This window comes from Acinetobacter sp. YH12069, from assembly GCF_013419675.1.
Taxonomy (GTDB): domain Bacteria; phylum Pseudomonadota; class Gammaproteobacteria; order Pseudomonadales; family Moraxellaceae; genus Acinetobacter; species Acinetobacter amyesii.
In genome coordinates this window covers 25,911-51,034 of the sequence record NZ_VOZS01000018.1, presented here as the reverse complement: position 1 = coordinate 51,034, position 25,124 = coordinate 25,911, and the positions used below count along the sequence as shown (strand labels likewise).

Here is a 25,124-nt window from a genome sequence, read left to right as displayed (position 1 = left end):
TGAGGATCAGAAAGCTTGTTTGAATCGATGTATTTCATCCGCAGATTATGCACGAATGCTAAGAAATCCGGAGTGCAAATATTAACCAAAAAGAAGATCGTTTTTTGATTTATGAAAGAGATCTAATGATCACTTGATCCATAGCTCTAGCTATTCGACCAACGGCTATTTAATCCACGAGATATTATTGAGTATAATTTATTTATTTTTTCATGGGGGGAAGAAATAATGGATTTATTTAAATTTCTAAAAAGCTTTAATACAACGGGTACTTATTTATTCATTTCAACTATTTCTTTGATTTGTTTAGTTGTGTATTTTTATTTTATTAATCCAAATTGATCTAGGCTGACAGCCAACATCTTTAGGTTTGAATAAAAAACTTAATAAATAAAATTACATAATGAATTTTCTATCAAAAATATTGATATAAAATTTTAAGTATTAGTTTATTGGGCAGGTATTTAAATACGTCTTATTCTCAATTGAGTGAATAAAGTTGTCGATTAAATATTCGCTTTGTTTGAGTGAATCACGATGGTCACCATTTTTAATTGGGTGAAAGGCTATGGGTTTATTTTCCTTGCAGACTTTTTGGTAATAAGCATGGACACCCCGATAATCTACCAATTGATCTTGATCACCTTGTACTAACAGTAAAGGTACCTGAGGTGTCATAAATTCGATCGACTGTTTTTTTAAATAACGGGTCAATGGCGTTAAATCTACATTGGGTTTAAAAACAGTTTTTGGCGATACTTTTAGTTCATTTTGTAGTTCTGATAAGCAGCGATTGCGAGCTTGATTGAGGATTTTCTGCATTTCTGGGCTGACAAAATCTTTTGCTGAAAGTGTAGGCTCTGCAGCTTCAGCACCTAATAGGACGATAGGTAAAAATGCTGCAACGCTCGGATCAATATTAGACTGAGTTGCTACATATTCAGCAATCCCTTCATATTGGTAGCCGCCCGGTGCCAATGCAATTGCTCCGCGTAAATTGAGTTCAGGAGCATCCTTTTGTCCAAACGCGGCCACGGTTAGGGACGCGGCACCGCCTTGACTGTGGCCCATGACATACCAGTTTTTACTCAATTTTACTGATTTTAATTGATGCATCGCACGGACTGCATCAACGACAGTGTGTAACTGACTTTGAGCATTCATATAGGGGTGGCCGCCTGGTGTACCTAAACCTTGATAATCCGGCGCAACGACTGCATAGCCACGAGCAAGCCAAGCGTTTAAAGCTTTGGCTGCAATTTGTTGGTATATGTGAACGGGTCCATCTGCATAATCACCCGAAGGGGCGCAGGTATCAGCTACACCAGTTGTACCATGTGCCCAAGCCAAAACTGGCCAGCCGCCCTTAGGGGCTTTACCCTTAGGTAATAGGACATATCCAGAAGCAACAATCGGTTCTGAATGAACACCTCGGCTTCTATAACTGATGATATATCGTTCTGCTGCATTACTAAAAAGATCATGCGTTTGGACTTGTAAAGATAGTATTGTACCGGGTGTAAGGGCTGTTATATTGGCGATTTGACCTTCATTTATCTTGGAAGGTACAGGAGATGCAGATGTGTATGTTGAAGCTAGACAAATACAGCTAGCAACCAATTTGAGAATATAATGCTTTGTTTCCATTATGGGCGCCGTCTTCTTTTCAAAAGGTTAATTTCAAGTTTTCACGTTGTTTCATTTATTCTATGAATTTTTAATATAGTGACTAATATGCATAAAATAAAGTTCGAAGTTGATTTTATTTTTTTGATTTGAAAATGATAAATTGTAGTGGATAAATATGAATTTACTCACAATGTTTATGCTGAAAATATAGCCTTTTGTTATTTCCCTTAAAACTAAGCCGCCCAAATGAGCGGCTTTTATGCATGAAAATATAGGAAAAATATAGACATTTTTTACTCAGTTGCATTAAAGGCTTCATGATAGTGAACCTCACCAGTAGGAATATGGTCGATGAAGCTGATAGCCTGAAAGTATTCTTGAGGCACGTTTGGTAACCTTAAACGAGGATATGATTTAAAACCAAACTGATGGTAATAATTCGGATCACCTAGCAGAACACAGCCATTTGCTCCTAATTGTTTTAGTTTCTCAAGTGATGCTTTCATGAGTAAAGTACCGATGCCCATACCTTGTTTATTTGGCAAAACGGAAATTGGACCTAAACCATACCAGCCCATTTCACCTGAGGAGATTGAGACTGGCGAAACAGCAACATGACCCACGAGGGTATTGTTCTCAAGCGCGACTAAGGAAATCGTGAGTTGGTCATGTTCTCGAAGGCTATTCACAATAAATTGCTCAGTATGACTGGAGTGTTCTACATTTAAAAAAGCGGCTTTGGTTAATTCTGCAATATCATGTATATCTTCTGGTTTTTCGTCTCGAATTATAAAACTCATCAAGATTCTCCTATTAAAGCAAAATATATATGTTGTTGAAGTAAATCAGATAGTGAGTGAAATGGCGATTTTTTAATGCTTATGATACTTTTATGGGTTAGAAGTATCCTATCACTGAATAATTAAAGTAATGAATTTTCTTGTTTATTTTCAAAAATATATGCTTTTCAAATACTTTAATAAAAATTAATTTGTATACTCATCTGATTTTATTAAAGCCATTTTGATGTAAAAATATACAACTTTGAAAATCTTATAAGTTTCTGTAAATACTAATGAATAGATGCTAATGCTTAATTTCTAATCTAGTACAAACTAACAGGATTCTACTTTTACATTTATATGTTTTATAGTTAACCGTAGTCCCATTCACTTCATTTGAAGGGGATTTTACACTTGAAAGATATGAAAATTATCCAAATATATTAGACTGAAAAGTCTTATAGTTCGTAGAACAGAATTAATTAATAGGAGTCATAAGTATGAAAAAAATACTTTGTGCAGTACTTGGTGGTTTTGCCTTATTCAGTGTAAATACATCATTTGCAAAGTCCGATGCAGCGTTATTAAAAGAAGCTGAAAAAAATGTTGTAACAATTGCCCAAGCAAAAAAATTATCAGATGAATCTGGTGTAACGCTAAAAGGAAAAATCACTAAACATATTGCAGGTGATGATTTTGAGTTAAGTGATTCAACAGGTGCGATCAATATAGACGTTGATGATGATTTATGGAAACCGCTTAAACTCAAAGTGGGTGATCAAGTGCATGTAGTCGGGGAGGTTGATACTCATCGTATTAAACCTACTGATATTGATGTAATTCATATTGAGCGTACAAAATAGGTTTTTGGATTTAAATATTTATAGATGCACCTAAATTCATTCTATTTAAGAAAGCTCTCAATTGAGGGCTTTCTTATTTTTAATTCAATACACAGTAACCTTCATGCTTTGTTAGTGTAGAGCTTTAACACATATATAGGCCTAAGTATGAAAGCGTTAGCAATTATAAGCGTGGTACTAGTATTGGGGCTGGTAGGTTGCCAGCAAAAAGATAGTAATGAAAATGAGGAGACAACAACACCTCATACATTAGATAAAGACTAACTTCCTCCAATGACAATTCTCAGAAGACATTAAAAAAACCCTCACTAAGAGGGTTTTTTTAGGATTGAGCTTTTAAGCTTCAACCAAGTATCTTTAACTTCTTGAGAGTCTTTAGTCAGTACAATTTTATTGTCTGTAATTTCACCAACCCATGAAACTGGAATTAAGTGGTGATGGCCGTCACCATGTTTAGTCAGTTTAATTTGATCCGAACCTTGCAAGTGGTCAACTTCACCGACTTTAGTACCGCAAGAAGCAATAACATCTGCATGATTTTTAATATTTTCAACATTAATAGTAGTCATTGGAATATTTTCCTATTTCAATGTGAGTGAACATTTAGCCTATCGTAAATATGTCGTGTTATCCGGGATTGAAATAGAAGGGATACAAAGGGCTTTATGTTCTTACGTTCTTGACCAGATAAATTACATTGTATTATTTGGAAATAAGTTTTGATTTGAGCGTTTTACGACCTATTTATAGTGTTTTGGATATTTTTTATCTTTTGGAAATGCGAAAACTTGCAAATATTGTCTTAATTTGCAATCCTTTTGGTCAAGGGTGTCTGGTTAATTTAAGGCAGGTATTTGTTGTAGTCGGGCCGCTATAACGCGGATAACGAGTGCCTGTATGTTTAATTTCAAGATTTTTAACAAAGTCTCTACGGAAGTATTGACTATAAAAAATGATTTCCAGCTTAATTCAGAGCTGCAACTTATTAATAAATATAAATCTTCCGATTCTGATATGTATAAACAAGCAATTGTTTTAATCTTCAAAGATCGTGGATATTCAAATTTAGAAATTGGTCAATTATTAGCAAGATGAATTTATTTTTAATCAGTCTAATAAAAAAGAGTGCCATATGCACTCTTTTGATTTAAGTACAAATTAACCTTTATTGCATTTTGGATCTTGACCTAATGCACGAAGTTTATCCTGCTCTAAACGTTTTTTTAATACATTTTGATTGGCATTGTCTGTCAGAAGACTGCCACGTATTGTATAGATTGTAAGCTTAGATGAAGTTGAATCTATAGGCGTAATTGTAGTCTTAAAAATATAAGTCCCATATGGCGGTCTGCCATAAAAAGTCCCAATATTATTTTCACGATCTAGGTTAGCTTCAACTTTCAAATAATCATTATAAGTCCTGTATTCCACGCATTTTCCATATGCCTGCTTTAAGTTTGCATAGGATTGTACATAGTCCAAAGGAACTTCTACTGAACCACCACCATTGATTGATTTTGTGACCAATTCAGTTTCTGAGGTTGGTAGCATCATTCGTACGCAGCCTTGGAGCAATAACAGTGAAGTTAATAGCCCTAAGCCAGTAGCTGTTTTAATAAACTTTGACTTTTTTAAGGTTTGCATGCTCAACACCTTCAACAATACGTTTTGTAATAACAATAGATTCTGGCTCAGTCGCTTTAAATCGAGAGTCAACTTCATATTCAGCAATGAAAACTAGAGGTTTTGTATTTGGGTTACGATCTACGCCAATCACATAATCTTTATTTTCTTCTAAAGTCACGTTTTTGATCTCAGTAAAGTAACTATGATTTCCAATGCCACTTACGAAAACAATGTCGTGTTGACCAACTGGTAGTTTGAGTTTCACCTGCGAATGATCAAATCTTGTTTGTGTAGTTGATGGGCTGAGTAGTGAGTTTTCTACAAATTTCACACGTTGCTGGTCAAAAGTGTAAACCGTGTAAGGGTACGCACTTAAAGAACCTGATCCTTGGAAAAACTCATAAGGAATTGTTTTGATCGTGGCATATTTTTGGCCCGAGCTCACGAGTTGGTTAGCATAAGCTTTTCGCTTTTCTGAAATAGGTGCATTTGCAGCAGTATTTAGGTAGCGTGCTTCCTTTGGAATATGTAGCGGTAACATAGAAACTGACTTTTTATTATCAGCAGTTTCTACAACTTGACACCCGGTTAATAGACCAAATAAGCCTAAAAGTAAAAGTGGTTTAATATGCATTATTGATCCAAATTTATTCATAATTTTTAGTAAGCATAATTTACTTAAAATATATTTCGACTGAAATACATTCGGGAATAATTAAATCTAATGGATTAAAATATAATCAATATACTTGTTCAATTTTATCTTTTCTTCTTCGGGCACTTCTTCCTATTTCCACCCGGCAGGCAATCACAGGCCTGACCATCACCGTAGCGGTCTAAACTTTTCCAGCCCGTCTGTCCTGATTTCTTTCTTTGTTCATACCAGTTTTGTGTTTACATGCAGTTTGGAAGACTGTGCCCTATTAAAACAAAGAGTTGATAAAAAGTACCTTAAAGTGTTAATTTTACGTCAATTAATCTTTACTTAATTCATATTATTGTAAAAATTGAACATATTTTTTATGAAAGCCTCAGCTTGCCGCCATACTTTAATATTAATTAGAAACAGCCATTAGGTACTTAATAATGAAACTAGAATTAAATGTTCCTGATGATTTCCCTAGACAATTAATAGATTTATTCCATGGACTGCATCCACGACTTCCCAAAGGCTATCCAACAGAATGCATTTCTTTGGACAAAGCTATAGGTAGGAGAGTTGCAGAAAATGTTATCGCTTCAAATAACTATCCAGCTAAAAATTTATCAAAATTTGCTGGTTGGGGCATTAATTCACATATGACTCAAAATATCAAAGCAAATAACTTTTTAAAAATTAATAATATGTATTTCTGGGATGCAGAACTTTATCGATCCAAAGATATATACAAAATTGATTACAAAGAAGATTCTATTATTAGACTCCCTAAAAATATCGAACTGCCTTGTGAAATAGATGCTGTTATTCAAGAAGATGATAGTAGGTTAGATCTTGAAGATCCCTTTTCTTATAAGGTTCTTTCACCAATAGAAAAATTTGAAGGTGTGATAAAACAAGGAAGCATTATCCAACAAGGTGAATGTTTGGTTCAAAAAAATGAAAAAATTAATGCTGAAAAAGTAATCGTATTGTCAAGGGCAGGTTTAAGAGAAATTGAAGTATATAAAAAACCTAAAATCATTATAGTTAGTATGTATAACTATGATACTGAAGAAAAAATTAGTGAAGAATGCATTTATGTTCAAAATATTTTGCAGCAATGGGGGTACGATGATGTTGGAGTCAAAATCTTAAAACCAATTAGATTAGAGCATGCTTTCAAAATTGAAACTGAACAAAAAAATCCTATTATTAATCCAGCTTTAACATCTTCACAAGAGCGGTTTACTGATGAGTTTCATGTACTGACAGCAGAGTATGATTTAATTCTAGTTTGCAGCGCTAGTTCTTCAAGTGGTGGTATTTTAACTTTACCTAAACTCGCTACTTTTGATCAATCGTCAACTAATACTCCAATCAACATGCTCACGTTAAATGAGGAAAAATTTAAAGTTTTTAGAAGTGATCATCGTTCACATCCAATCAATAAAACGGAAAAAATATTAGACACCCAAGGTAATTATAGAGGTTTAAAAACTCACACTATTGAAGACAAAGCAACTATCGTGAACCTCTTAGGAGATGTTGATGATATTGCGATGACAATAAATGTCGGAGTGAGATATATTTTAAATAGAACTGACCCTAATTTTATAAAAAATAATTTTCACAGAGGATTCATTAAAAACTACAAAACTAACGATAAAATGCAATTATTATTTGGAAATTATACACAGGATGACTCTGGAAAATTTTTGATTGATATTGATAAGAATTTAGGCAATCATCCTTTAAATAAATTTATGCATTCTAATTGTATCGTGATTATTCCTAGTAAGCATCAAATCCAAGTTGATATTGCAGAAATTTTCTTTATAAGACTTTATTAATATAATAAATATCTTTTATATTTTAAAAAATAATCATTAATTCGTAGCAAGATTAATACTGAAATCTTCTTCTTTCTCAGGAATGAGCTGCATACTCCGTAAAAGGAGAGGGGGAGTTTTCATATAAATCCTCTCCCTCTTGCGCATAATTGCGCTCATCTTTGAAAAGGAGAGGGAACATTTTTTTGTGAATTAGGTATTGATTAAAAACTGACTTATGAAAGAAGTCTAATAAATATGGATTATATAGACCATAGATAAAGCACCTCACGACACTTTTCTAATTTTAGTCCCCACCATTACTGATGAGCATGCTCAACGACAATATGTTCTCTATGAGCAGTGCCATATCAAACGTAAGTAAAAATGTGGATTCATAATGCCAAACTATGATTACGACCACATGTTTGAATTACAGACACTTTCACATGCAAGATACGGACTGCTCAAGTAAAAAATAAGCCACTTTCGTACGGTTTTTTTATATCAATGGATAACAAAAGGAAATGGCAAAAGTGCTTTGTGCATCTTACGATATAAATGAAAAATCATTGATGAAATATAGAATTTCACATGATTAAAAATGATCAATTTAAAAATGGCACATAGTGATGAAAAAATTAACTTTGTTAGGTTCAATAACTTTGGCTTTGTCTGCGGCGGTTTCGCCAAGTGTATCTGCTGCACCAGTAAAACCCATTCAGTTTGCAAAAGGTGCTATTGGTACTACAGTTGCAGGATCATTTAAAGGCTACGATGACATTCAGTATAGTTTGAATGCTAAGGCTGGACAAACTTTAAGCTATAAGCTGACAAGCAATCATGATTTAGCCCAAATTAATATATATGCTCCTGGTGATAAACCAGGAAAAGCAGACGCTTTGGTGATTGGATCTACAACAGGAGCATCTGGAAAATTCAAGCTGCCAGAATCAGGCAATTATTTGATTCAGATCTACCAAATGCGGAATACGGCACGGAATAATAGAACAGTTAATTATAAATTGCATGTTGAAGCAGTTCGCTAAACTTACTTTATCTGGATAGCTTAGAAAGTAACCGAAGCAAAACCAACCAGATGAAATTATATAAGTGATAAAAAATATTCAAAAAACCACCAAAAAGTGGTTTTTTGAGTTTTGTATTAATTGGAAAATTATAAGAAATTAAGAAAAATGATATTGATAAATATAATGAATTTAGAATGAAGACATTAAATTGATCGTTTTCTTAATTTAATAAATTGCTTAATATTTAATTTAGTATCTAAAAATATGATAACATGTGCACATTCTAAACAGTGGCTTAGATTGAGTCAGCCTTTAATTTTCAATTTATGCACATGAATATTTTTAATATTTATCGTATAGAGCGAAATTACAATCGCCAGCACTCATCTTTACAAGCCTGTTTCTTCCGCAGTTAGCGGATATCTCTTTGATCAATTTTGATCTGTCTTACAAATAAAACGGAATAGGGAAGGTATGTCTTCATTGAAACCGTCATGGTATTCCAATGTGAATCCAAATGTGTTTATTAGCACAGTTGTTATTATCGGCATTTTCATTGCCATTGTATTTTTAGCTCCCAATGCTTTTGATCTAATTACTAAACAACTAAATCAATGGGTTACAAACTCATTCAGTTGGTACTATGTGCTATCTGTAGCCATTTTTCTAATAGTGCTTATTTATATTGCTTGTTCAAATATGGGTAAAATTAAATTAGGTTTAGATCATAGCCAGCCCAAATATAGTAATAGTTCTTGGTTCGCTATGCTATTTACTGCTGGTATGGGTATTGGCTTAATGTTCTTCGGTGTCGCGGAGCCAGTGATGCACTATGTATCACCTCCAACTGGTGATCCTGAAACGATCCAATCAGCGCAGCAAGCCATGCGCGTAACCTTCTTCCACTGGGGACTTCATGCATGGGCAATCTACACCATCGTTGGCTTAGCGTTAGCTTACTTTGCTTATAGACACAATCTACCTCTAAAAATTCGCTCTGCGTTATATCCTCTCATAGGAAAAAAAATCTATGGTCCAATCGGTGATGGTGTAGATACCTTTGCGACGATCGGTACTGTATTTGGTGTCGCAACGACATTAGGTTTTGGTGTAACCCAAATTAACTCCGGCCTGAATTATCTATTCAGGATTGAATATTCAACGACGACGCAACTAATTCTAATTGTCATTGTTACAGCTATGGCCTCTTTGTCCGTATTTATGGGCTTAGACAAGGGTATTAAACGATTATCAGAGATCAATTTAGGCTTAGCATTAACCCTCTTATTATTTGTATTTTTTGCTAGTTCAACAATATTTATATTGCAAGCGACTATACAAAATGCTGGTCAGTATTTTTCAAACTTATTTAACATGACCTTTAATTTATATGCCTATCAATCTGATGGTTGGATTGGTGGTTGGACAATTATGTACTGGGCATGGTGGATTTCATGGTCGCCATTCGTAGGTATGTTTATTGCGCGTGTGTCTGAAGGACGTACTATTCGTGAGTTTATTGTAGGTGTTTTACTTATACCAACAGGCTTCACGCTGATCTGGATGGGAGTGATGGGCAACGCTGCACTCTATAGCATCTTAAACGAAGCGAATACCTCACTGATTTCTGCAGTACAACGAGACTCATCCGTTGCGCTATTTGAGTATTTAGGAACTTTGCCATTCTCAGGCATTATGAGTTTTGTTGCGACCATATTGGTTATGCTATTTTTTGTGACTTCAGCGGACTCTGGTGCACTTGTTACAGATTATTTAACAGCTAAATCTGAGAACTCCCCAACATGGCAACGATTGTTTTGGACAACTCTAATGGCTGTTCTTGCGATTGTTTTGTTGTTTGCAGGAGGTTTAGGTGCTTTGCAATCTGCAACAATGTTGAGTGCATTACCATTCACTTTTGTAATGCTTTTAATTTGCTGGGGCTTAGTCAAGGCTCTACATTTAGATGCAACCAAGATGCAAGCATTACAGGATGCGCGTATTACACCTAGAGCAATTCATAATCCAAGAAGTTGGCAGCAACGTTTAGGATTGATTATGCATTATCCGCATACACGTGAAGAAGTTGAACAATATATTGATACAACGGTAAGCCAGGCATTTTCAAATCTACAGAAAGAGTTTAAGCGTCGTCATTTAGATGTGACGGTAAACACGATAGATGATGGCTTGCAGCTTCGTGTAAACCATCAAGATGAGATTAACTTTATCTACCAAGTAGTTGTCCAAGAAAAAAATACACCAAGCTTTATGATTGATTCAGGAGAAATTACGCAAGATTATCAAGCTGAAGTATTTTTGAGGGAAGGTGGTCAAAATTATGACATCATCGAATGGACGCAAGAAGATATCTTGCAAGATGTCATTGATCAATATGAGCGTCATCTGCATTTTTTAAATTTAGTTCGAACTAAGAGCCAATAGATAAAAAACCGCCCAAATGGGCGGTTTTTATTAACATATGAGAGTTTTATAAGTAAAAATAACATATTGTTTAATAAGTAGAATAATGAGGAAATTTGATATTTTGATAAAATTGTACAAATTTTGAAATAATTTAATTAAAATAAATTTGTATACTCGTCATATCCTAACCAAGCCTTTTAGATGCAAAAGCATACAACTCTGAAAAGTTTATAACTTACTGTAAATACTAAGGAATACAGTTTGATGCTTAACATTCCAATCCAATCCAAACTCGGTGGATTCTACTTTTTCTATTATTCAATAGTGGGTACATTCATGCCGTATTGGAGTTTGTATTTAGAGGATCAAGGGTTTAATTATCAAGAAATAGGTGTTTTATCTTCGATTGCAATTGTGACACGTTTTTTTGCGCCATTTATTTGGGGGTGGATTGCAGATAAATCCGGAAAGCGCATGCTTTTAGTTCGAATCGCAACATGGATGGAAGCCTGTATTTGGTTTCTGATTTTTATAATTCCAAACAGTTTTCAGTCTGTTGCATTACTCATGTTGGTATTCAGTTTCTTTCAAAATGCCATTTTAGCTCAGTTTGAAGGGGTAACTTTATTTTGGTTGGCTGAGCGTCGTGCAGAACTTTATGGAAAAGTCAGAAAATGGGGATCAGTTGGTTTCATTGTTGGCGTATTTGGAATAGGGGCTTTGCTAGAAATAATACCTGTTTCAATGCTGCCTATCATGTTGTTATGCATTGCATTTCTCGCATTTATTTGGTCATTTACGATTAAAGAGCCCACTACTGCACCATCTTCACAGAAAAAACTTGAACCACTTTGGCCTATTTTAAAGCGGCCAGTTGTAGCGAGTTTTTTTATGATTGAATTTTTTCTGCTCTTCTCACATGCGCCTTTTTATAGTTTTTATAGCAATTACCTTAAGCAGGCTGATTTTTCGACGAGCCAAATCGGTTTTTTATGGTCTGTCGGAGTCATTGCAGAAATCATTATGTTTGCCTATGCAAATGTATTTTTTAATCGATATTCTTGGCGAAATTTAGTGCTTATTTGTCTGGGGCTAACAGGGATGCGATGGTTGATAGTTGGCTTATATCCGACGGTGTTTATCACTCAATTTGCTGCGCAAACTATTCATGCCTTTAGTTTTGGATTATTCCACTTAATCGCGATGCGGATCATTTTTCAAAATTTTACTGCAAGTCAACAAGGGCGTGGTCAAGCGCTATACAGTACGATGTGGGGATTAGGTGTTGCGAGTGGCAGTATTTTAGCAGGTCGATATTGGGACATGCTTTCGGGACCCGTTATTTTTATGATCGCAGGACTGGCGGTTATACCTGCCATGTTTTTGGTCGTGGGCTTGCCTAAAACGAACCAAAAGCCAGCTTGAAACAATTCAGTATATTGAAAAGTCTCAATGGACTAAAATCACTTGATTACGGCCGAGTTCTTTAGCTTGATATAATGCCTGATCGGCTTGATTAATCATACTTTGCAAACTTGGAGCATTGGGCAAAGACTGGTGTATTAGGCCGATACTCACAGTAATATATATTGTATTTTGTTCATCGATACTAATTGGTGTGGTTTCAACGACTTTTCGGATACGTTCAGCGATACCTTGGGCTTCAGGTGCTGCAATGTTGGTAAGTAATACACTAAACTCTTCTCCCCCAATTCGTGCAAATAAATCAGTTTCACGTAAATTCTTACGCACAATACTCGAAAATTCTTGTAAAACTTGGTCACCGACATAATGCCCATATTGATCATTTAATTGTTTAAAATGATCAATATCCATCATGATAATGGAAAAGTTAAGCTGAATTTGGTTTTGTAGGTAAAGCTCACCTTGCTCGAAAAAATATCGACGATTCATCGCATGCGTTAAACTATCATGATTTGCAAGGTATAAAACCTCTTTATATAGTTCGTGCCGATTTCGGCTAATAATACAAAGAATTAACGGCGAGAGAATCAGCATGGCTAGGCCAATACGAACTGAAATTGCTGTCGATAAATAGGCTAATGAAGAATCGTGTAAGTAGAACGCATTTAAATTGTAATAGGTCGCTAAAATTACCACGGCATTAATCAGTGATAAGGTAAATAATCGATAGGTTAATGCTGCCCAAATTAGAGCCGCTAAAGGGTAGAGAATTGCCCCTGGACCTGCAGAAACGGCTGTTAAAAATACACAGAAGACAACTGCAATTGCCGGAAATATTTTATTGATCTGAAAGCTTTGATGACGTCGATCTTTGAAATAAAGTTTAAGATCGGCCAGTTTAGGAAAAGACAGAATAAGCGGTAATATAATCAGCGCATTCAATATTTCGGTAATCCACCACATACCAAAATCAATCGACAATCGATCGGTCGACATAAACGTATTGGGAATATAAGGCACGGTGAAAATAGCAAAAAGTGCACCCGCAAGGCATCCACCACAGGCGATGATGACAATCATGGTCAGAAAGGTGAAACCTTTATTATAGTTTTGATAGTTCACCTGAAAATATCGCATAAAAAATAACGATACCATGCTGTTGGTTAAATTTGAAAAAGTAAGAAATAGGGTGAGTTGGAAATAATTGCCTGTCACTAAATCTGGGAGCATATAGCCGGTAAATGCACCTAACCATCCTCCCAGATTACTGAGTTTGGGAAACCTTAAGAATAATGCTAACAATAATGCATTCGCAGGCCAAAAAATCGCTAAATAGCTTAATGGGCGGCTGAAAATACCGACTAAGCAGCAGCAAAAAATAACTGCAGCGACTATGACAAAAGCCATGCTGTGGCGTGTATTAAGCGGAGCAAGACTATTCGAATGCAGTTTCATTAGCTTATGTAAGCCTAGGTTAAATATGGGAGAATTCGTTTTTTTCGTATATTAAACGATAAAAAAGATTTTATATTATTCTATTGTAAATAGTGTGATTTGTTTGGCATTTAGCTGATTTGTAGTTTCGTTAACGAAGATTGATTTTCTGGATAAAGATGAAAAATGATTGTTATGAAAATGTGATAAACCGCGGATTTGTAAAAAAATGTGTTACTTTAAGAGCATGATTTATATGACTGATTAAATGTATGAAAATAGCATATCTTACAGTTTTACTCATGTTGAGTTCATCGTTGGTGATGGCGGCAGATAATAAGAATACAACTCAAAATTCAGAGGCTAAAAATCAAGTTGAAGCGGTGAATAGCTTTAGGGTGACAACACGTTCTGAATTGGTTGGCTTATGGGGCATGGAAATTCCGACCAATAAAAAGTGCGTCGAATATTATAATTTTAAGAGTAATAATGATGTTGTGATCAAAAGCGGTGAAGAGTGGTCATCAGGGGTGTATGACTATCAACCTGCACAAGATCCGAATATGCAAATTCCAGCACTGATTTTGCAAGTGAAATATGACAATAATCAGATGGATTGTTCGGGCAATATTCAAGATCAAACCGGCGAAATTTCACAGTACTTTGTAAAGTGGAAAAGTCCATCGGTTATTAATTTCTGTGCCAACGATCAGGCTCAGCAGTGTTTTGCGACATTGCGTCGAGTTTTGCCTTAAGCATGATTATAGACCTTTTATTATGAAAATAAAAAACCACTCATTTGAGTGGTTTTTTTGACGCTGAAGATTTATTTATCTTCATGTCCTTCGACTTTCTTTAATAGATGCTTTTCAAGATAGTGAATATCCATTGCTTGTTCGCAGAAATTTTTATCTTGAAGAATCAAATCTTTATGTAGCGGAATATTGGTTTTCACGCCAGTTAAGATAATCTCTTCGAGAGCTTGTTTCATACGCGCAATAGAGGTGTCACGATCTTTACCATGCGCAATGAGTTTTGCAATCATTGAATCATAGTATGGTGGGATGCTATATCCTTGATAGATATGAGAATCTAGTCGGATACCTGCGCCACCCGGTGCATAGAAATGATCGATTTTGCCCGGTGAAGGCATAAATGTAGATGGATCTTCTGCATTAATACGACATTCAATCGCATGACCTTTAAGTTGAATATCTTCTTGTTGAAGATCCAAACCTAAGCCAGCAGCAATGCGTAATTGTTGCTCGATAATATCTACACCAGTTACTTGCTCAGTAACAGGATGTTCTACTTGCACACGAGTATTCATTTCAATAAAGAAGAATTCACCTTCTTCAAATAAGAACTCAAATGTACCCGCACCACGGTATTGCATTAATTTACAAGCATTTACACATGCTTCAAGAATATGCGCACGTGCTTCTTCAGGTAAACCCGGTGCAGGCGCTTCTTCAAGCACTTTTTGATGGCGACGTTGCAATGAACAGTCACGATCATAAAGGTGAATTGCATGGCCATTACCATCTGCAAGAACTTGCACTTCGACATGGCGTGGTTTTTGAAGGAAACGTTCCATATAAACGGTGTCGTCACCAAACCACATTTCCGCATCACGTTGAGCAGCTTGTACAGATTCGAGAAGCGTGTCGACACGTTCAACGATACGCATACCACGACCACCACCACCAGAAGCAGCTTTTACGATCAATGGGAAGCCAATTTCTTTGGCTTCTGCCAATGCATTGTGAATCGTTACAGCATGGTCACAACCCGGAACAGTTGGTACACCAGCTTTTTTCATCGCAATAATGGCAGAAACTTTGTTCCCCATTAAGCGAATGTGTTCAGGACGCGGACCGATAAAGATAAAACCTGAGTTTTCTACAATTTCAGCAAACTCAGCGTTTTCAGATAAGAAACCATAACCTGGATGGATGGCATCTGCACCGGTGATTTCAGCCGCTGTAATAATGGCAGGGATATTGAGATAACTTTCGCTGCTGGCACCTGGTCCAATGCACACTGCTTCGTCACAGAAGCGTAAGTGCATTAGGTCTTTGTCGGCATCGGAATAAATCCCTACGGTTTTAATTCCTAAAGTTTTGCAAGCGCGGGTGATGCGGAGCGCAATCTCACCACGGTTTGCAATTAAAACTTTTTGCAACATTGTGATTCCCCGTGGTCTTAAGCGCGATAGCGGAATAATGGTTGACCGAATTGGATCACTTCGCCATTTTTAACCAAAATTTCTTCAATCACACCGCTTTGAGTTGCTTCAATTGGGTTCATGATTTTCATTGCTTCGATGATACCGAGTGTTTCACCAGCAGATACAGTTTGACCAACTTTCACAAATGGTGCTTCACCTGGGTTTGGCGCAGCATAGAACACACCAACCATAGGAGACGGCTCAACAGCACCACGTGGTGAACGAGGTGCAGCAGGTGCAGCGGCAGGCGCAGCCATTGCAGGCGCAGCGGCAGCAACTACTGGATTGCGACGAGTTAGAGCAATCGATTGATCGCCTTCTTTAACTTCAATCGCCTGTAAGTCAGATTCAATCATCAAATCGATGAGTTTCTTGATTTTACGGATATCCATGAACAGTATTCCTAATTAAGATTGAGAAGTTGGTTGAATTTTTTCGATGGCGAAGTCTAGTGCTGCGGCATAACCTTTTGCACCTAAACCACAAATAACGCCAACGGCTTTATCAGATAGATAGGAGTGATGTCTAAATGCTTCGCGAGCGTGGACATTTGATAGATGTACTTCGATAAACGGAATGGCTACACCAAGAAGGGCATCACGCACAGCAACCGAAGTATGTGTTAGGGCTGCTGGGTTAATAATGATGAATTGAACGCCTTCTTGTTGTGCTTGATGAATTCGGTCGACGACAGCGCCTTCCCAATTACTTTGGAAAGTGTCGAGAGAAATGGAAGCGTTTTGAGCCTGTGAAATCAGTTTTTGGTTGATATCTTCGAGTGTTAGATAGCCATAAACTTCGGGTTCACGTTTTCCCAGTAAGTTGAGATTCGGTCCATGAATGACCAAAATGGTCGAGCTCATTCAGCCTGCTCCAATAAAAAGTTGCAAATTTACTTTGCAAGATACCTGCAAAGTTTGCTCATTATGGCATAAAATTCCACATTTTTTTTATAATTTCTTTGAAATGACGTGAAAAGCATGTGCCGAGAATGGGCTATATAATGCGAACTTTGCAAAGAATTGGCAATGTTAAAAGATTACATTTTTATCGTTATATTGTAGGACATCATTTTAAACCCAATTGGCTAAAACTGTTGATATCTTTTGTGTAAACTTGCTTTATCGTGGTGCATGCGTTTAGCAATAACCAGCACAAATGATCTGAAAGGTGAGATGATTTGTGTATCCACCTTATAGATCGTCAGTTGAACAGCCTAAGCATGCATAGCCGTAAAGATGGTATTTATACAGCGATTTAAAAAATTCTAAGGTTTAACTTATTTCGAGTGTAAAGGAATCTAAATTGCTCGCGGTTTTCAATCGAGTTATTTAAAAGAATAAAGCAAGTTTTTGTGTTAAGTATATAAAAATTAAAAGATAGTTAATTTTTTATGGTTTATAAAGCATATTTCTAAATCAATAAAATGTTTTCATAAATGAGAGGGCTCAAGCTAGATATTTTGTTTGCCTCAGTGAATTGAATATTCTGTGGGAGCATTTCCTTATAAGTAGGCAGCTTTAGATATGATGAACATTTATTGCGTGGCTACGTCATACTTTATAGACCTATATATAAGCGTATTAACCATCCTGTATATTTTCTAGTCAGTGTTTTAAATGTATGAAGCGTGCAAGGCATTGACGATTTCTTTCATAAATCATGTAAGTTTGGAAAATCGGGTATTTGTCCAAATTTGTACAGGTATTGGCAAAAGTTAAATCTGTGGTTGTAAAGAAGCTTGTTCTTTGCATGCTGATTCTATTTTTTATTCGTCTATTTCTGTGTTTGAACGGTATATGTCTTGAATAAGTTTCCTTTCTTCTTGTTTATACTTTTACGTGGAATCTACCGCATTGAGTCTTTTGCTATAAATGAATTGATAAAACAAGGCACGAATGCTTTCGCTCGGAAAAAATTTATCTATATAAGTGTAATTCACGGTAGAATGCCCGAAAACCTATATGGCCTGAGAACAGACATGGCAAAACATACGCAAAATTCATCACCTTTGGCAGAACTGATTGCAGAACAGAAACTTTTATGTGAAGAAGTGGGTTCTACATATGTAGAAGTGCAGGGCGATGATGTAATTGCTGTGGCTGTTCATACCTTAAATAAAGATCCAATTGTTGGTATTCGTAAGCCTGCAGAAGGTGATGAAAATGTCAGTTGGTATATTTATGGTGGTGAGCTTGAAGGCACAGATAACTTTGAAACAATGACTGTGCGTAAACTGCAAGATGTCGTGCCTGAAGTGCTACCGTATTTAGCTTTGGATATAGGCTATCGTTTTATGATCGATGCTGATGATTATGAAGATGTCTGGAAAGAAGGTGATGAGGCTTAGTTTATGCATTCTCCATTGATGTATAAACTTTATGTCTTTATTTTCTCTGTGTTTACTGCTTCTGTAATACATGCAAATGTGAAAGAAGCGGTTACTCCACAACTGACTCAAGCTGAATATAATGCTCAGATAAAAGCATATACTGAGCAAATTAATTCAACCAAAGCCATTTTAGATGACCCTGCATCTACTGCAACGGGTCAGCAGCAAACTCAAGCATTTTGTTTAAGATTGAATGCATATCGACAGATTTTAGAAATTTCTCAGCAAAACTCAGCTCTTGAAATGGCCAATCTAATGCGAGTGGCTTCACAGCACTACTTACAACAACAGCAACAGAGTATGCAGTCATCTGGCTTAAACGAAAGTGCATTTTGTTCGAGTCCTACAAAATAATTTAGGTTTAAATTTCTCTTCTAAAACTTTTGGGCTCTAGTCTAACTTTCTTTCATTTTGTTCTATTTTTCATAATTCGAAATGGTCTAATATTTCAAAATTATTACAGCATTATTCACTATAGGTGCAGTTTCTAATAATCTTAGAAGTTGAAAATGTAGATTGTCAGAAAATGATATAAAATATGCTTAAAATGATAAGTCCATCACATTATTATGATTAGGTTAGAACGATTTATATGCAACAAACATCCCTGGTCCTGTTGCATAGGTCAGTACTAATACATCAACTTGTTGATGTCGTTCTCTTTTGGCCACTGAATAAGTGGCTATTTTTTTGTGAAAAATTAAATGCTTAATTGGGTGATAAATCCAATGTAGGTAACTTTTACTTAATTCCTGATTTACTATCCACACACATTGACTCATATACGACATTCTTTTCGAGTAAGATAATCAAATGATTTAAGCACTTTGAATTTTTATCGATTTCCTTTCAGTATGAGTGATGGATAAATAGACAAATATTGCGAGTATGATAAGATGATTGAACACATTATTTTTGATGTTTGAGGAGTTGTTTCCATGACAGCTTATACTTCAGTAATGAAAGCAAGCCAATATGAGGACGATATGATCCCGAGCCTTGCTATCCATGCATTTCGCCATGCTTTTGAACAAGCAAGTGCTTCATCCACTGTGGTTTATGTAAAAGGTCTACAACTGGTTCAACGTCTGCAAAATGGTCAAGAAGTACAAATAAAAGATGTTTCAGCCGACTTCGTACAAGTGGATGATCTACCTAAAATTTTAAAACGTAAAAAGAAAATAGAGGAAATTGTTTAATACATGCCTCCACAACCTCGCATTAGAATGTTCGCGGGTCCAAATGGTTCAGGTAAAAGCACAGTTAAAGAATATTTATTGCCCCATCATATTGGGGCATATTTAAATGCGGATGAACTCGAAGCTCAACTGAAACATTCACACCGGCTCAATTTGTTGGATTACCATCCCGCTTTAAAATCCGAAGCATTAATTGACTTTCTATATACGAAAAAGCGTCCCGCCGATGGAGAATTTATTCCTCTATTAGCACGTAAACCTCAGATATTAGATCCGTGGAAAATTGAGTTTCATCCAGACCAGATTGACTCGTATCTTTGTGCAAGAATTATTGATTATATCCGTTTGCAGTTTTTAGAACTAAAAATTAGTTTTACCTTTGAAACAGTGATGTCCCATATTTCAAAGGTGGAGTTTCTACGCGAAGCAAAAAGAAAAGGCTTTCGAACCTATCTGTATTATGTTTCCACTATTGATCCTGTTATCAATATTTCACGTGTTCAGTACCGAGTGAAAACGGGTGGACATGGTGTTCCAGAACAAAAAATTCGCGAACGTTATTATCGAAGTATGGATTTGTTAATGCAGGCGGTAGAAGCAACGGATCGTAGTTATTTATTTGATAACTCTGCCGATGGACAGCATGCTTCTTTCATTGCGGAAATTGAACAAGCTGAAATTTTAAAGATGAATTCAGGTATTCAGCGTTTACCTTGGTGGTTTGTAGATAAGGTGCTTAAAGAGTTTGAACCAAATTAATATCAACTGAACGTAATAGAAAACAACATAACAGGCTGAACTTATGCAGAATAATGACTATGAATTACAACAACATTCAAACTCATCTCCATTAGATCAAACTCATCTTGATCAAGCCATTGAGCAGCAAGCTGAACAAGAACAGCAAAAAAATAGTACATCATCTGATCCTTTATCTTCTGTAGATTTGACTGACTTAGCTGAAATTGGTTCGAATATTATAGAATTGGGTTCAGATGCTTTAACATGGGTGAGCGATGCACTCAGCGATATCAGTATTGATCTATAAATTATCTATTATTTCAATTAACTTCATAATAAACAGCCTTTATTGAAAAATCTCCGAGGAAATATTCCGTGATTTTTCAAGTTTATAAATTATTTCTAAATAAATTAATCAAACACCTTTGAACCGTTAAATTATTAAATTAGGAAAAGGCAAATTAGAACGAATATTTCGGCGTGAGAGCTTGCATCTTTTTCTAAATAACATATTATAAAAACATATAATGTTTTGTGGCTGATGAATATGCATCCATTTCTAACTGCTTTTCTCGGTGGGACCTTATTGGGCCTGGCCGCAGTTGGCTACCTATACGTACATGGTCGAATCGCAGGTATCAGTGGTTTAATTGCGCAAACGCTGAATCGCCAAACGATTTTAAAAACACCCGCGATCTGGTTTTTAGCAGGACTTTTTATTGTGCCTTTTATCTACGGGCAATTGACCTCTGTGACAATCGAGCTGGATGCAAGTCCATGGATGATGATCATTGCCGGTGTTTTGGTTGGATTCGGAACTCGATTAGGCTCAGGTTGTACTAGCGGTCATGGCATTTGCGGTATTAGTCGTCTTTCTAAGCGTTCATTCGTTGCAACTGCTAGTTTTATGTTGGCAGGGATTATCACAGTTTATGTAATGAGACATGTAATCGGAGCTTAATGATGAAAAATATATTGGCTTTTATTTTTGGTGGAATTTTCTCATTAGGTTTAATGATTTCTGGCATGTCTAATCCAGAAAAGGTCTTAAGTTTCCTTGATATAACAGGGCAGTGGGATGCGAGTTTAGCTTTTGTGATGATGGGAGCCATTGCAGTTGCATTTATTCCATTTCAAATGGCCGTTCGTCAATCAAAACCGACAACCTTTGATGGGACGGCGATTGAATTACCGAGTAATAATCAAATTGATGCAAAACTCATCATGGGGAGTGTTATCTTTGGAATGGGTTGGGGAATTGCAGGAATCTGTCCAGCGCCAGCCTTTACTTTGATTGGACTTGGCTACTATCAAGCAATTTATTTTGTTGTGGCGATGTTTGCAGGCGTCTATCTACATCGAAAATTTGCGGGAGCAAATTAATGTCAAAGCGTGCACAGGTACAACCTTTTTTTGATGAAAATACCAATACATTCAGTTATGTGGTATCTGATCTACAAACAAAACGATGTGCGATTATAGACAGTGTATTGGATTATGATGCTGCTTCTGCAACTACTCAAACGAAGCATGCAGATTTGATTGTTCGCTATATTCAAGAAAATAGCCTAAGCGTAGAATGGATTTTAGAAACGCATGTGCACGCAGATCACTTAACGGCATCACAATATTTAAAACAGGTTCTTGGTGGCAAAATTGCGATGAGCCATAACATCAAGATTGTGCAGGAAACATTCAGTGCCATTTATAATTTTGATGTGAAATATTTTAATTCACATCAGTCTTTTGATTATTTATTTGCAGATTATGAAGCATTTAAAATCGGCGAGTTAAATGCGTATAACATTCCAACGCCTGGACACACACCTGCTTGTCTGAGCTATGTGGTTGGTGATGATGCTGTGTTTGTCGGTGATACCTTATTTATGCCTGATTATGGCACAGCACGCTGTGATTTTCCCAAGGGCAGTGCAGCAGTATTATTCGATTCAGTACAAAAGATTTATCAGCTAGCACCTGAAATGCGCTTGTTTTTATGCCATGACTATTTACCAGAAAATCGGTCAGAATACTGCTGTGAAAGCAGTGTACATGCGCAAAAACAGCAGAATATTCATATCCACGTTGGTACGAAAAAAGAAGATTTTGTCACAATGCGAACTCAGCGTGACGCAAAATTGGCTATGCCAAAACTGATTTTACCTGCAATACAAATCAATATGGATGCAGGTAAATTTCCAAAACCAGAAGGGAATGGTATTCGCTATTTAAAAATTCCTTTTAATCACTTTAAATCTGCAAATTAAAGACAAAGATCTTTTAGGTTGATTGCGGTTGGCTATTTCATTTATAAAATAGCCTAAGCAAGTTAAATCATATACCACATACAAATAGCCTAAGTAAGACTAATAATTTTTAACTGTCATTTGATTTCATTCCATCAACTAGGCATCATAATATCAACATAGCAAAGTATTCAAAAATGATCCTAAATTACGAATATCATCAAAAATTAGAGGGCGAAACGCATCCACTAGTCTTTATTCACGGTTTATTTGGCAGCCTCAGTAACTTAGGGATGCTTGCCAGAGCTTTTCAAAATTCACATTCTGTCATTCAGCTTGATTTACGAAACCATGGTAAATCACCTCAAAGTACAGAAATGGATTATCGTGAGATGGCAAACGATGTACTTGAGACATTAGATGCGATTGGCATCGATAAGTTCTCAGTGATTGGCCATTCCATGGGTGGCAAGGTCGCAATGCAATTGGCTTTAATCTCAGAGCGGGTAGAGCAACTTGTTGTATTGGATATCGCGCCCTTTGCATATCAGGAACGTCATCATGATGAAATATTTAAAGCTTTGATTGCTGTACAAAATGCGCAAATTCAATCTAGACAGCAAGCGGTAGAAATTATGCGTGAGTATATTCATTCAGATATGGTGATACAGTTTCTACTCAAGTCTTTTAGCAAAGGACAATGGTTGTTTAATGTAGATGCGCTGTATAAACAGTATGACCAAATTATTGGTTGGGAAAATTTCGGAAATACTTGGCAACAGCCTGTATTGTTCATCAAAGGTGGACAATCACCTTATATTTCAAAAGCGGAACATACTAAGGCGATAGAACACCAATTTCCACATGCGAAAATTGTAGAAATAGAAGGTGCAGGCCATTGGTTACATGCAGAAAAAACAACTGAAGTTATAGAGCAAATACAAAATTTTTTAAATTAATACGGTGTGCCTTCAAATATATTTTGCAGGCACAACATCGAAATATTACTCAATCGAAATGTTATTGGCTTGAAGCTGACCTTCAGAGGTGAGTAATGCCGCCATCTCTGCAGTTTTTTTCAGGCCTGGCATACGATATTCTGTATGACCATAATCTTGAATAGATTTCCAGCGTCCACCCCATGTTAAACCAACAGACTCAGCGGCTTGACCATAAAGTTGATAACCACGCATAGCCCAAGGGTCTCGTTCAGTAATGACCACTTTGCCATTGCGTTTAAAGGCGACATCGGCTGCTAAACCAAACTGATGATAACTTTGGAAGCCACGGGCACGAGTGGTATTTTTATTGGTGGCTAAATTATTTTGACGTTCAGGACTCCGATAACCTTCGAGCAAAACCATTTCGTAGCCATGCTGTTCACGCATAATTTTAAATACCATCAATAAACGCTGCTTATAACGTGGGTTCATTTTATGCCATTTACGATCTGCTGAAGGCACATCTGTAGAGTATGAATGCGTATGGATATCTTGAACTTCTGGATTAAAGCTTGAGGCCATAACAGATGGCTGCTCAATCATTGCAGCTTCTTCTGCAATTGCTTCTTGAACAAGATATTCTTCGACTTCAGGAGGTGCATCTAAAACTTGCCCATCGAGCATCGAGTAAATTTGAGGATCGACTTTGCGTAAATAATCTGCTTCTACTTTACTTGCAGTAATCGGGCGAGTAAAAGCAAATAATAAAATACTGGCAAACAGTAAAAAGCCTGCAAATAAAATCCACCATTGTTGTAAATGCCAGTGTGATTGAATCTGTTGTGGTGCTGCAGCATAGTTCAGTTCATAAGCAAAATTCTTGGCGTGCTGAATTCTTTTTTTGCTTTGTGGAATGATTTGAAAGAAAAAATCTTGAACTTTAATTCTAAGCTCATAAGAAAAGCAAAGCACTGTCACCAGTGCTAAGACAAAGAAACAACTAACCAAAAAAATGATCATGGAGAAACTGTAGCGCTCACAGTCGCATTGGCAGTGCTTGTTGCAGCAACCACTTTTGGACGTTTGGTTTCAGAAATTTGCGTTCCGCCCATCGGTTCTTCGAAGTGCTCATCTTCTTTCACTACTTTCGTAGATGGCTCTGTAGGCTTGGTCACCTTGGCCGTTGTTGGCGAAGCTTTTGGTTTCGCTATAGTATTTGGAATATGTGATTTAACGGTTGTTGTAGCAGCTACAACAGGGCGCTGCGGTTGGGTAATTTCAAAAGGTGAACGGTTATTCGCCACAGCTTGAACAGGCTGAGTTACCTTAGCCGTGTTACCATGATTGAAAGCAGTAGCTAAATCATTCGAATATAAACCACTATCCTGATCTTTTTCTTCAGTTGCATGAACGGTTTGCGGTGCTTTTTCAGCTGAAGCTTGCTCATTTTCGTTTTGACGAGGTACAGCGGATGCCTCAGTTTCAGCTTTATCTTCAGTTGGGGCAGAAGTAGTCATTTCTGCATTTGTAGGCTGATCGTCAGAATTTAGATAAAAATATCCCAGGCCAACAACAATAATCACCGCTGCACCAACAAGAAAGCCGATAGCAGCATGAGCTAAAGGCGGTAAATTATTTTTTTGAGTCGACTGTAAAATTCTAACGTTATTTGATTTTTCGTTTGCCATG

The 25,124-nt window shown here is 36.4% G+C and carries 27 protein-coding genes; 16 read left to right on the top strand and 11 right to left on the bottom strand.

What is annotated here, in order from left to right; translation table 11 throughout:
- Window positions 1–444: 444 nt before the first annotated feature.
- Together FTU16_RS13025 and FTU16_RS13020 are read right to left on the bottom strand one after the other, a co-directional pair.
- Window positions 445–1,650, bottom strand: coding sequence for an alpha/beta fold hydrolase (locus tag FTU16_RS13025; RefSeq protein ID WP_180090209.1), 1,206 nt, complete (start codon window positions 1,648–1,650; stop codon window positions 445–447).
- A 272-nt stretch (window positions 1,651–1,922) separates the two neighbouring features.
- Window positions 1,923–2,429: a GNAT family N-acetyltransferase gene (locus tag FTU16_RS13020; RefSeq protein ID WP_180163429.1), complete on the bottom strand. Its 507-nt coding sequence runs from the start codon at window positions 2,427–2,429 to the stop codon at window positions 1,923–1,925.
- A 482-nt stretch (window positions 2,430–2,911) separates the two neighbouring features.
- Between FTU16_RS13020 and FTU16_RS13015 the strand changes: the two genes are divergently transcribed.
- On the top strand, window positions 2,912–3,274 hold the full coding sequence (locus tag FTU16_RS13015) for a NirD/YgiW/YdeI family stress tolerance protein (RefSeq protein ID WP_180109205.1): 363 nt from the start codon (window positions 2,912–2,914) through the stop codon (window positions 3,272–3,274).
- A gap of 308 nt (window positions 3,275–3,582) precedes the next feature.
- On the opposite strand, the gene FTU16_RS13010 is transcribed toward FTU16_RS13015, so the two are convergent.
- Window positions 3,583–3,843 carry a DUF2171 domain-containing protein gene (locus tag FTU16_RS13010; protein WP_180163428.1) on the bottom strand — a complete coding sequence of 87 codons (261 nt, stop codon included), beginning with the start codon at window positions 3,841–3,843 and terminating at the stop codon, window positions 3,583–3,585.
- 328 nt (window positions 3,844–4,171) lie between these two features.
- On the opposite strand from FTU16_RS13010, the gene FTU16_RS13005 reads away from it, so the two are divergent.
- Complete coding sequence (locus tag FTU16_RS13005; RefSeq protein ID WP_180163427.1) at window positions 4,172–4,369, top strand: hypothetical protein; 198 nt, start codon at window positions 4,172–4,174, stop codon at window positions 4,367–4,369.
- Between the two features lie 63 nt (window positions 4,370–4,432).
- Here the strand turns inward: FTU16_RS13005 and FTU16_RS13000 are convergent, their stop codons facing one another.
- Entirely contained in the window at window positions 4,433–4,918 is a 486-nt protein-coding gene (locus FTU16_RS13000; protein ID WP_180009667.1) for a hypothetical protein, read from the bottom strand.
- On the bottom strand, window positions 4,887–5,534 hold the full coding sequence (locus FTU16_RS12995; RefSeq protein WP_180163426.1) for a hypothetical protein: 648 nt from the start codon (window positions 5,532–5,534) through the stop codon (window positions 4,887–4,889). The genes FTU16_RS13000 and FTU16_RS12995 overlap by 32 nt, the downstream gene beginning before the upstream one ends.
- 452 nt (window positions 5,535–5,986) lie before the next feature.
- Here FTU16_RS12995 and FTU16_RS12990 point away from each other — a divergent pair, with 452 nt between their 5' ends.
- The 4 genes from FTU16_RS12990 to FTU16_RS12975 all read left to right on the top strand — a co-directional run bounded on the left by FTU16_RS12990 (window position 5,987) and on the right by FTU16_RS12975 (window position 12,252).
- On the top strand, window positions 5,987–7,390 hold the full coding sequence (locus FTU16_RS12990) for a hypothetical protein (RefSeq protein WP_180114225.1): 1,404 nt from the start codon (window positions 5,987–5,989) through the stop codon (window positions 7,388–7,390).
- Window positions 7,391–8,001: 611 nt separating this feature from the next.
- Window positions 8,002–8,418: a DNA breaking-rejoining protein gene (locus tag FTU16_RS12985; RefSeq protein WP_168379498.1), complete on the top strand. Its 417-nt coding sequence runs from the start codon at window positions 8,002–8,004 to the stop codon at window positions 8,416–8,418.
- Window positions 8,419–8,874: 456 nt separating this feature from the next.
- Window positions 8,875–10,845, top strand: a complete 1,971-nt coding sequence (locus tag FTU16_RS12980; protein WP_180163425.1) for a choline BCCT transporter BetT — start codon at window positions 8,875–8,877, stop codon at window positions 10,843–10,845.
- Between the two features lie 246 nt (window positions 10,846–11,091).
- Window positions 11,092–12,252, top strand: a complete 1,161-nt coding sequence (locus FTU16_RS12975) for an MFS transporter (RefSeq protein WP_180163424.1) — start codon at window positions 11,092–11,094, stop codon at window positions 12,250–12,252.
- Window positions 12,253–12,276: 24 nt separating this feature from the next.
- Here the strand turns inward: FTU16_RS12975 and FTU16_RS12970 are convergent, their stop codons facing one another.
- The gene (locus FTU16_RS12970) at window positions 12,277–13,707 is read right to left on the bottom strand and encodes a GGDEF domain-containing protein (protein ID WP_180163423.1); all 1,431 of its coding nucleotides are present in this window, start codon (window positions 13,705–13,707) and stop codon (window positions 12,277–12,279) included.
- Window positions 13,708–13,958: 251 nt separating this feature from the next.
- On the opposite strand from FTU16_RS12970, the gene FTU16_RS12965 reads away from it, so the two are divergent.
- A complete protein-coding gene (locus FTU16_RS12965) occupies window positions 13,959–14,441 on the top strand; it encodes a hypothetical protein (RefSeq protein WP_180163422.1) in 483 nt (160 codons plus the stop codon).
- A 71-nt stretch (window positions 14,442–14,512) separates the two neighbouring features.
- Here the strand turns inward: FTU16_RS12965 and accC are convergent, their stop codons facing one another.
- From accC to aroQ, 3 genes are read right to left on the bottom strand one after another with little or no spacing between them, the layout of a single operon-like run.
- Window positions 14,513–15,874, bottom strand: coding sequence for an acetyl-CoA carboxylase biotin carboxylase subunit (gene accC / locus FTU16_RS12960; RefSeq protein WP_078190791.1), 1,362 nt, complete (start codon window positions 15,872–15,874; stop codon window positions 14,513–14,515).
- Window positions 15,875–15,891: 17 nt separating this feature from the next.
- Complete coding sequence (accB, locus tag FTU16_RS12955; RefSeq protein ID WP_078190790.1) at window positions 15,892–16,308, bottom strand: acetyl-CoA carboxylase biotin carboxyl carrier protein; 417 nt, start codon at window positions 16,306–16,308, stop codon at window positions 15,892–15,894.
- A 15-nt stretch (window positions 16,309–16,323) separates the two neighbouring features.
- On the bottom strand, window positions 16,324–16,779 hold the full coding sequence (gene aroQ, locus FTU16_RS12950; protein WP_078190789.1) for a type II 3-dehydroquinate dehydratase: 456 nt from the start codon (window positions 16,777–16,779) through the stop codon (window positions 16,324–16,326).
- Window positions 16,780–17,897: 1,118 nt separating this feature from the next.
- Between aroQ and FTU16_RS12945 the strand changes: the two genes are divergently transcribed.
- The 9 genes from FTU16_RS12945 to FTU16_RS12905 all read left to right on the top strand — a co-directional run bounded on the left by FTU16_RS12945 (window position 17,898) and on the right by FTU16_RS12905 (window position 23,453).
- Window positions 17,898–18,266, top strand: a complete 369-nt coding sequence (locus tag FTU16_RS12945) for a hypothetical protein (protein WP_180163421.1) — start codon at window positions 17,898–17,900, stop codon at window positions 18,264–18,266.
- 3 nt (window positions 18,267–18,269) lie between these two features.
- Window positions 18,270–18,662 carry a hypothetical protein gene (locus FTU16_RS12940; protein ID WP_180008108.1) on the top strand — a complete coding sequence of 131 codons (393 nt, stop codon included), beginning with the start codon at window positions 18,270–18,272 and terminating at the stop codon, window positions 18,660–18,662.
- Window positions 18,663–19,246: 584 nt separating this feature from the next.
- Window positions 19,247–19,507 (top strand): hypothetical protein, encoded by a 261-nt coding sequence (locus FTU16_RS12935; protein ID WP_168379492.1) that lies wholly within the window; start codon window positions 19,247–19,249, stop codon window positions 19,505–19,507.
- A 3-nt stretch (window positions 19,508–19,510) separates the two neighbouring features.
- Window positions 19,511–20,266: a zeta toxin gene (locus FTU16_RS12930; RefSeq protein ID WP_252725865.1), complete on the top strand. Its 756-nt coding sequence runs from the start codon at window positions 19,511–19,513 to the stop codon at window positions 20,264–20,266.
- 43 nt (window positions 20,267–20,309) lie between these two features.
- A complete protein-coding gene (locus FTU16_RS12925; RefSeq protein WP_180041448.1) occupies window positions 20,310–20,555 on the top strand; it encodes a hypothetical protein in 246 nt (81 codons plus the stop codon).
- Between the two features lie 240 nt (window positions 20,556–20,795).
- Window positions 20,796–21,209, top strand: coding sequence for a YeeE/YedE family protein (locus FTU16_RS12920; RefSeq protein WP_180041447.1), 414 nt, complete (start codon window positions 20,796–20,798; stop codon window positions 21,207–21,209).
- A gap of 2 nt (window positions 21,210–21,211) precedes the next feature.
- Complete coding sequence (locus tag FTU16_RS12915; RefSeq protein ID WP_180163430.1) at window positions 21,212–21,631, top strand: DUF6691 family protein; 420 nt, start codon at window positions 21,212–21,214, stop codon at window positions 21,629–21,631.
- Window positions 21,631–22,515 (top strand): MBL fold metallo-hydrolase, encoded by an 885-nt coding sequence (locus tag FTU16_RS12910; protein ID WP_180163420.1) that lies wholly within the window; start codon window positions 21,631–21,633, stop codon window positions 22,513–22,515. The genes FTU16_RS12915 and FTU16_RS12910 overlap by 1 nt, the downstream gene beginning before the upstream one ends.
- Before the next feature lie 176 nt (window positions 22,516–22,691).
- Complete coding sequence (locus tag FTU16_RS12905; protein WP_180163419.1) at window positions 22,692–23,453, top strand: alpha/beta fold hydrolase; 762 nt, start codon at window positions 22,692–22,694, stop codon at window positions 23,451–23,453.
- Between the two features lie 45 nt (window positions 23,454–23,498).
- Here the strand turns inward: FTU16_RS12905 and FTU16_RS12900 are convergent, their stop codons facing one another.
- Together FTU16_RS12900 and FTU16_RS12895 are read right to left on the bottom strand one after the other, a co-directional pair.
- Complete coding sequence (locus FTU16_RS12900) at window positions 23,499–24,455, bottom strand: M15 family metallopeptidase (protein ID WP_180163418.1); 957 nt, start codon at window positions 24,453–24,455, stop codon at window positions 23,499–23,501.
- Entirely contained in the window at window positions 24,452–25,123 is a 672-nt protein-coding gene (locus FTU16_RS12895) for a hypothetical protein (RefSeq protein WP_180163417.1), read from the bottom strand. Before FTU16_RS12895 ends, FTU16_RS12900 begins: the two co-directional genes overlap by 4 nt.
- Window position 25,124: the final 1 nt, after the last annotated feature.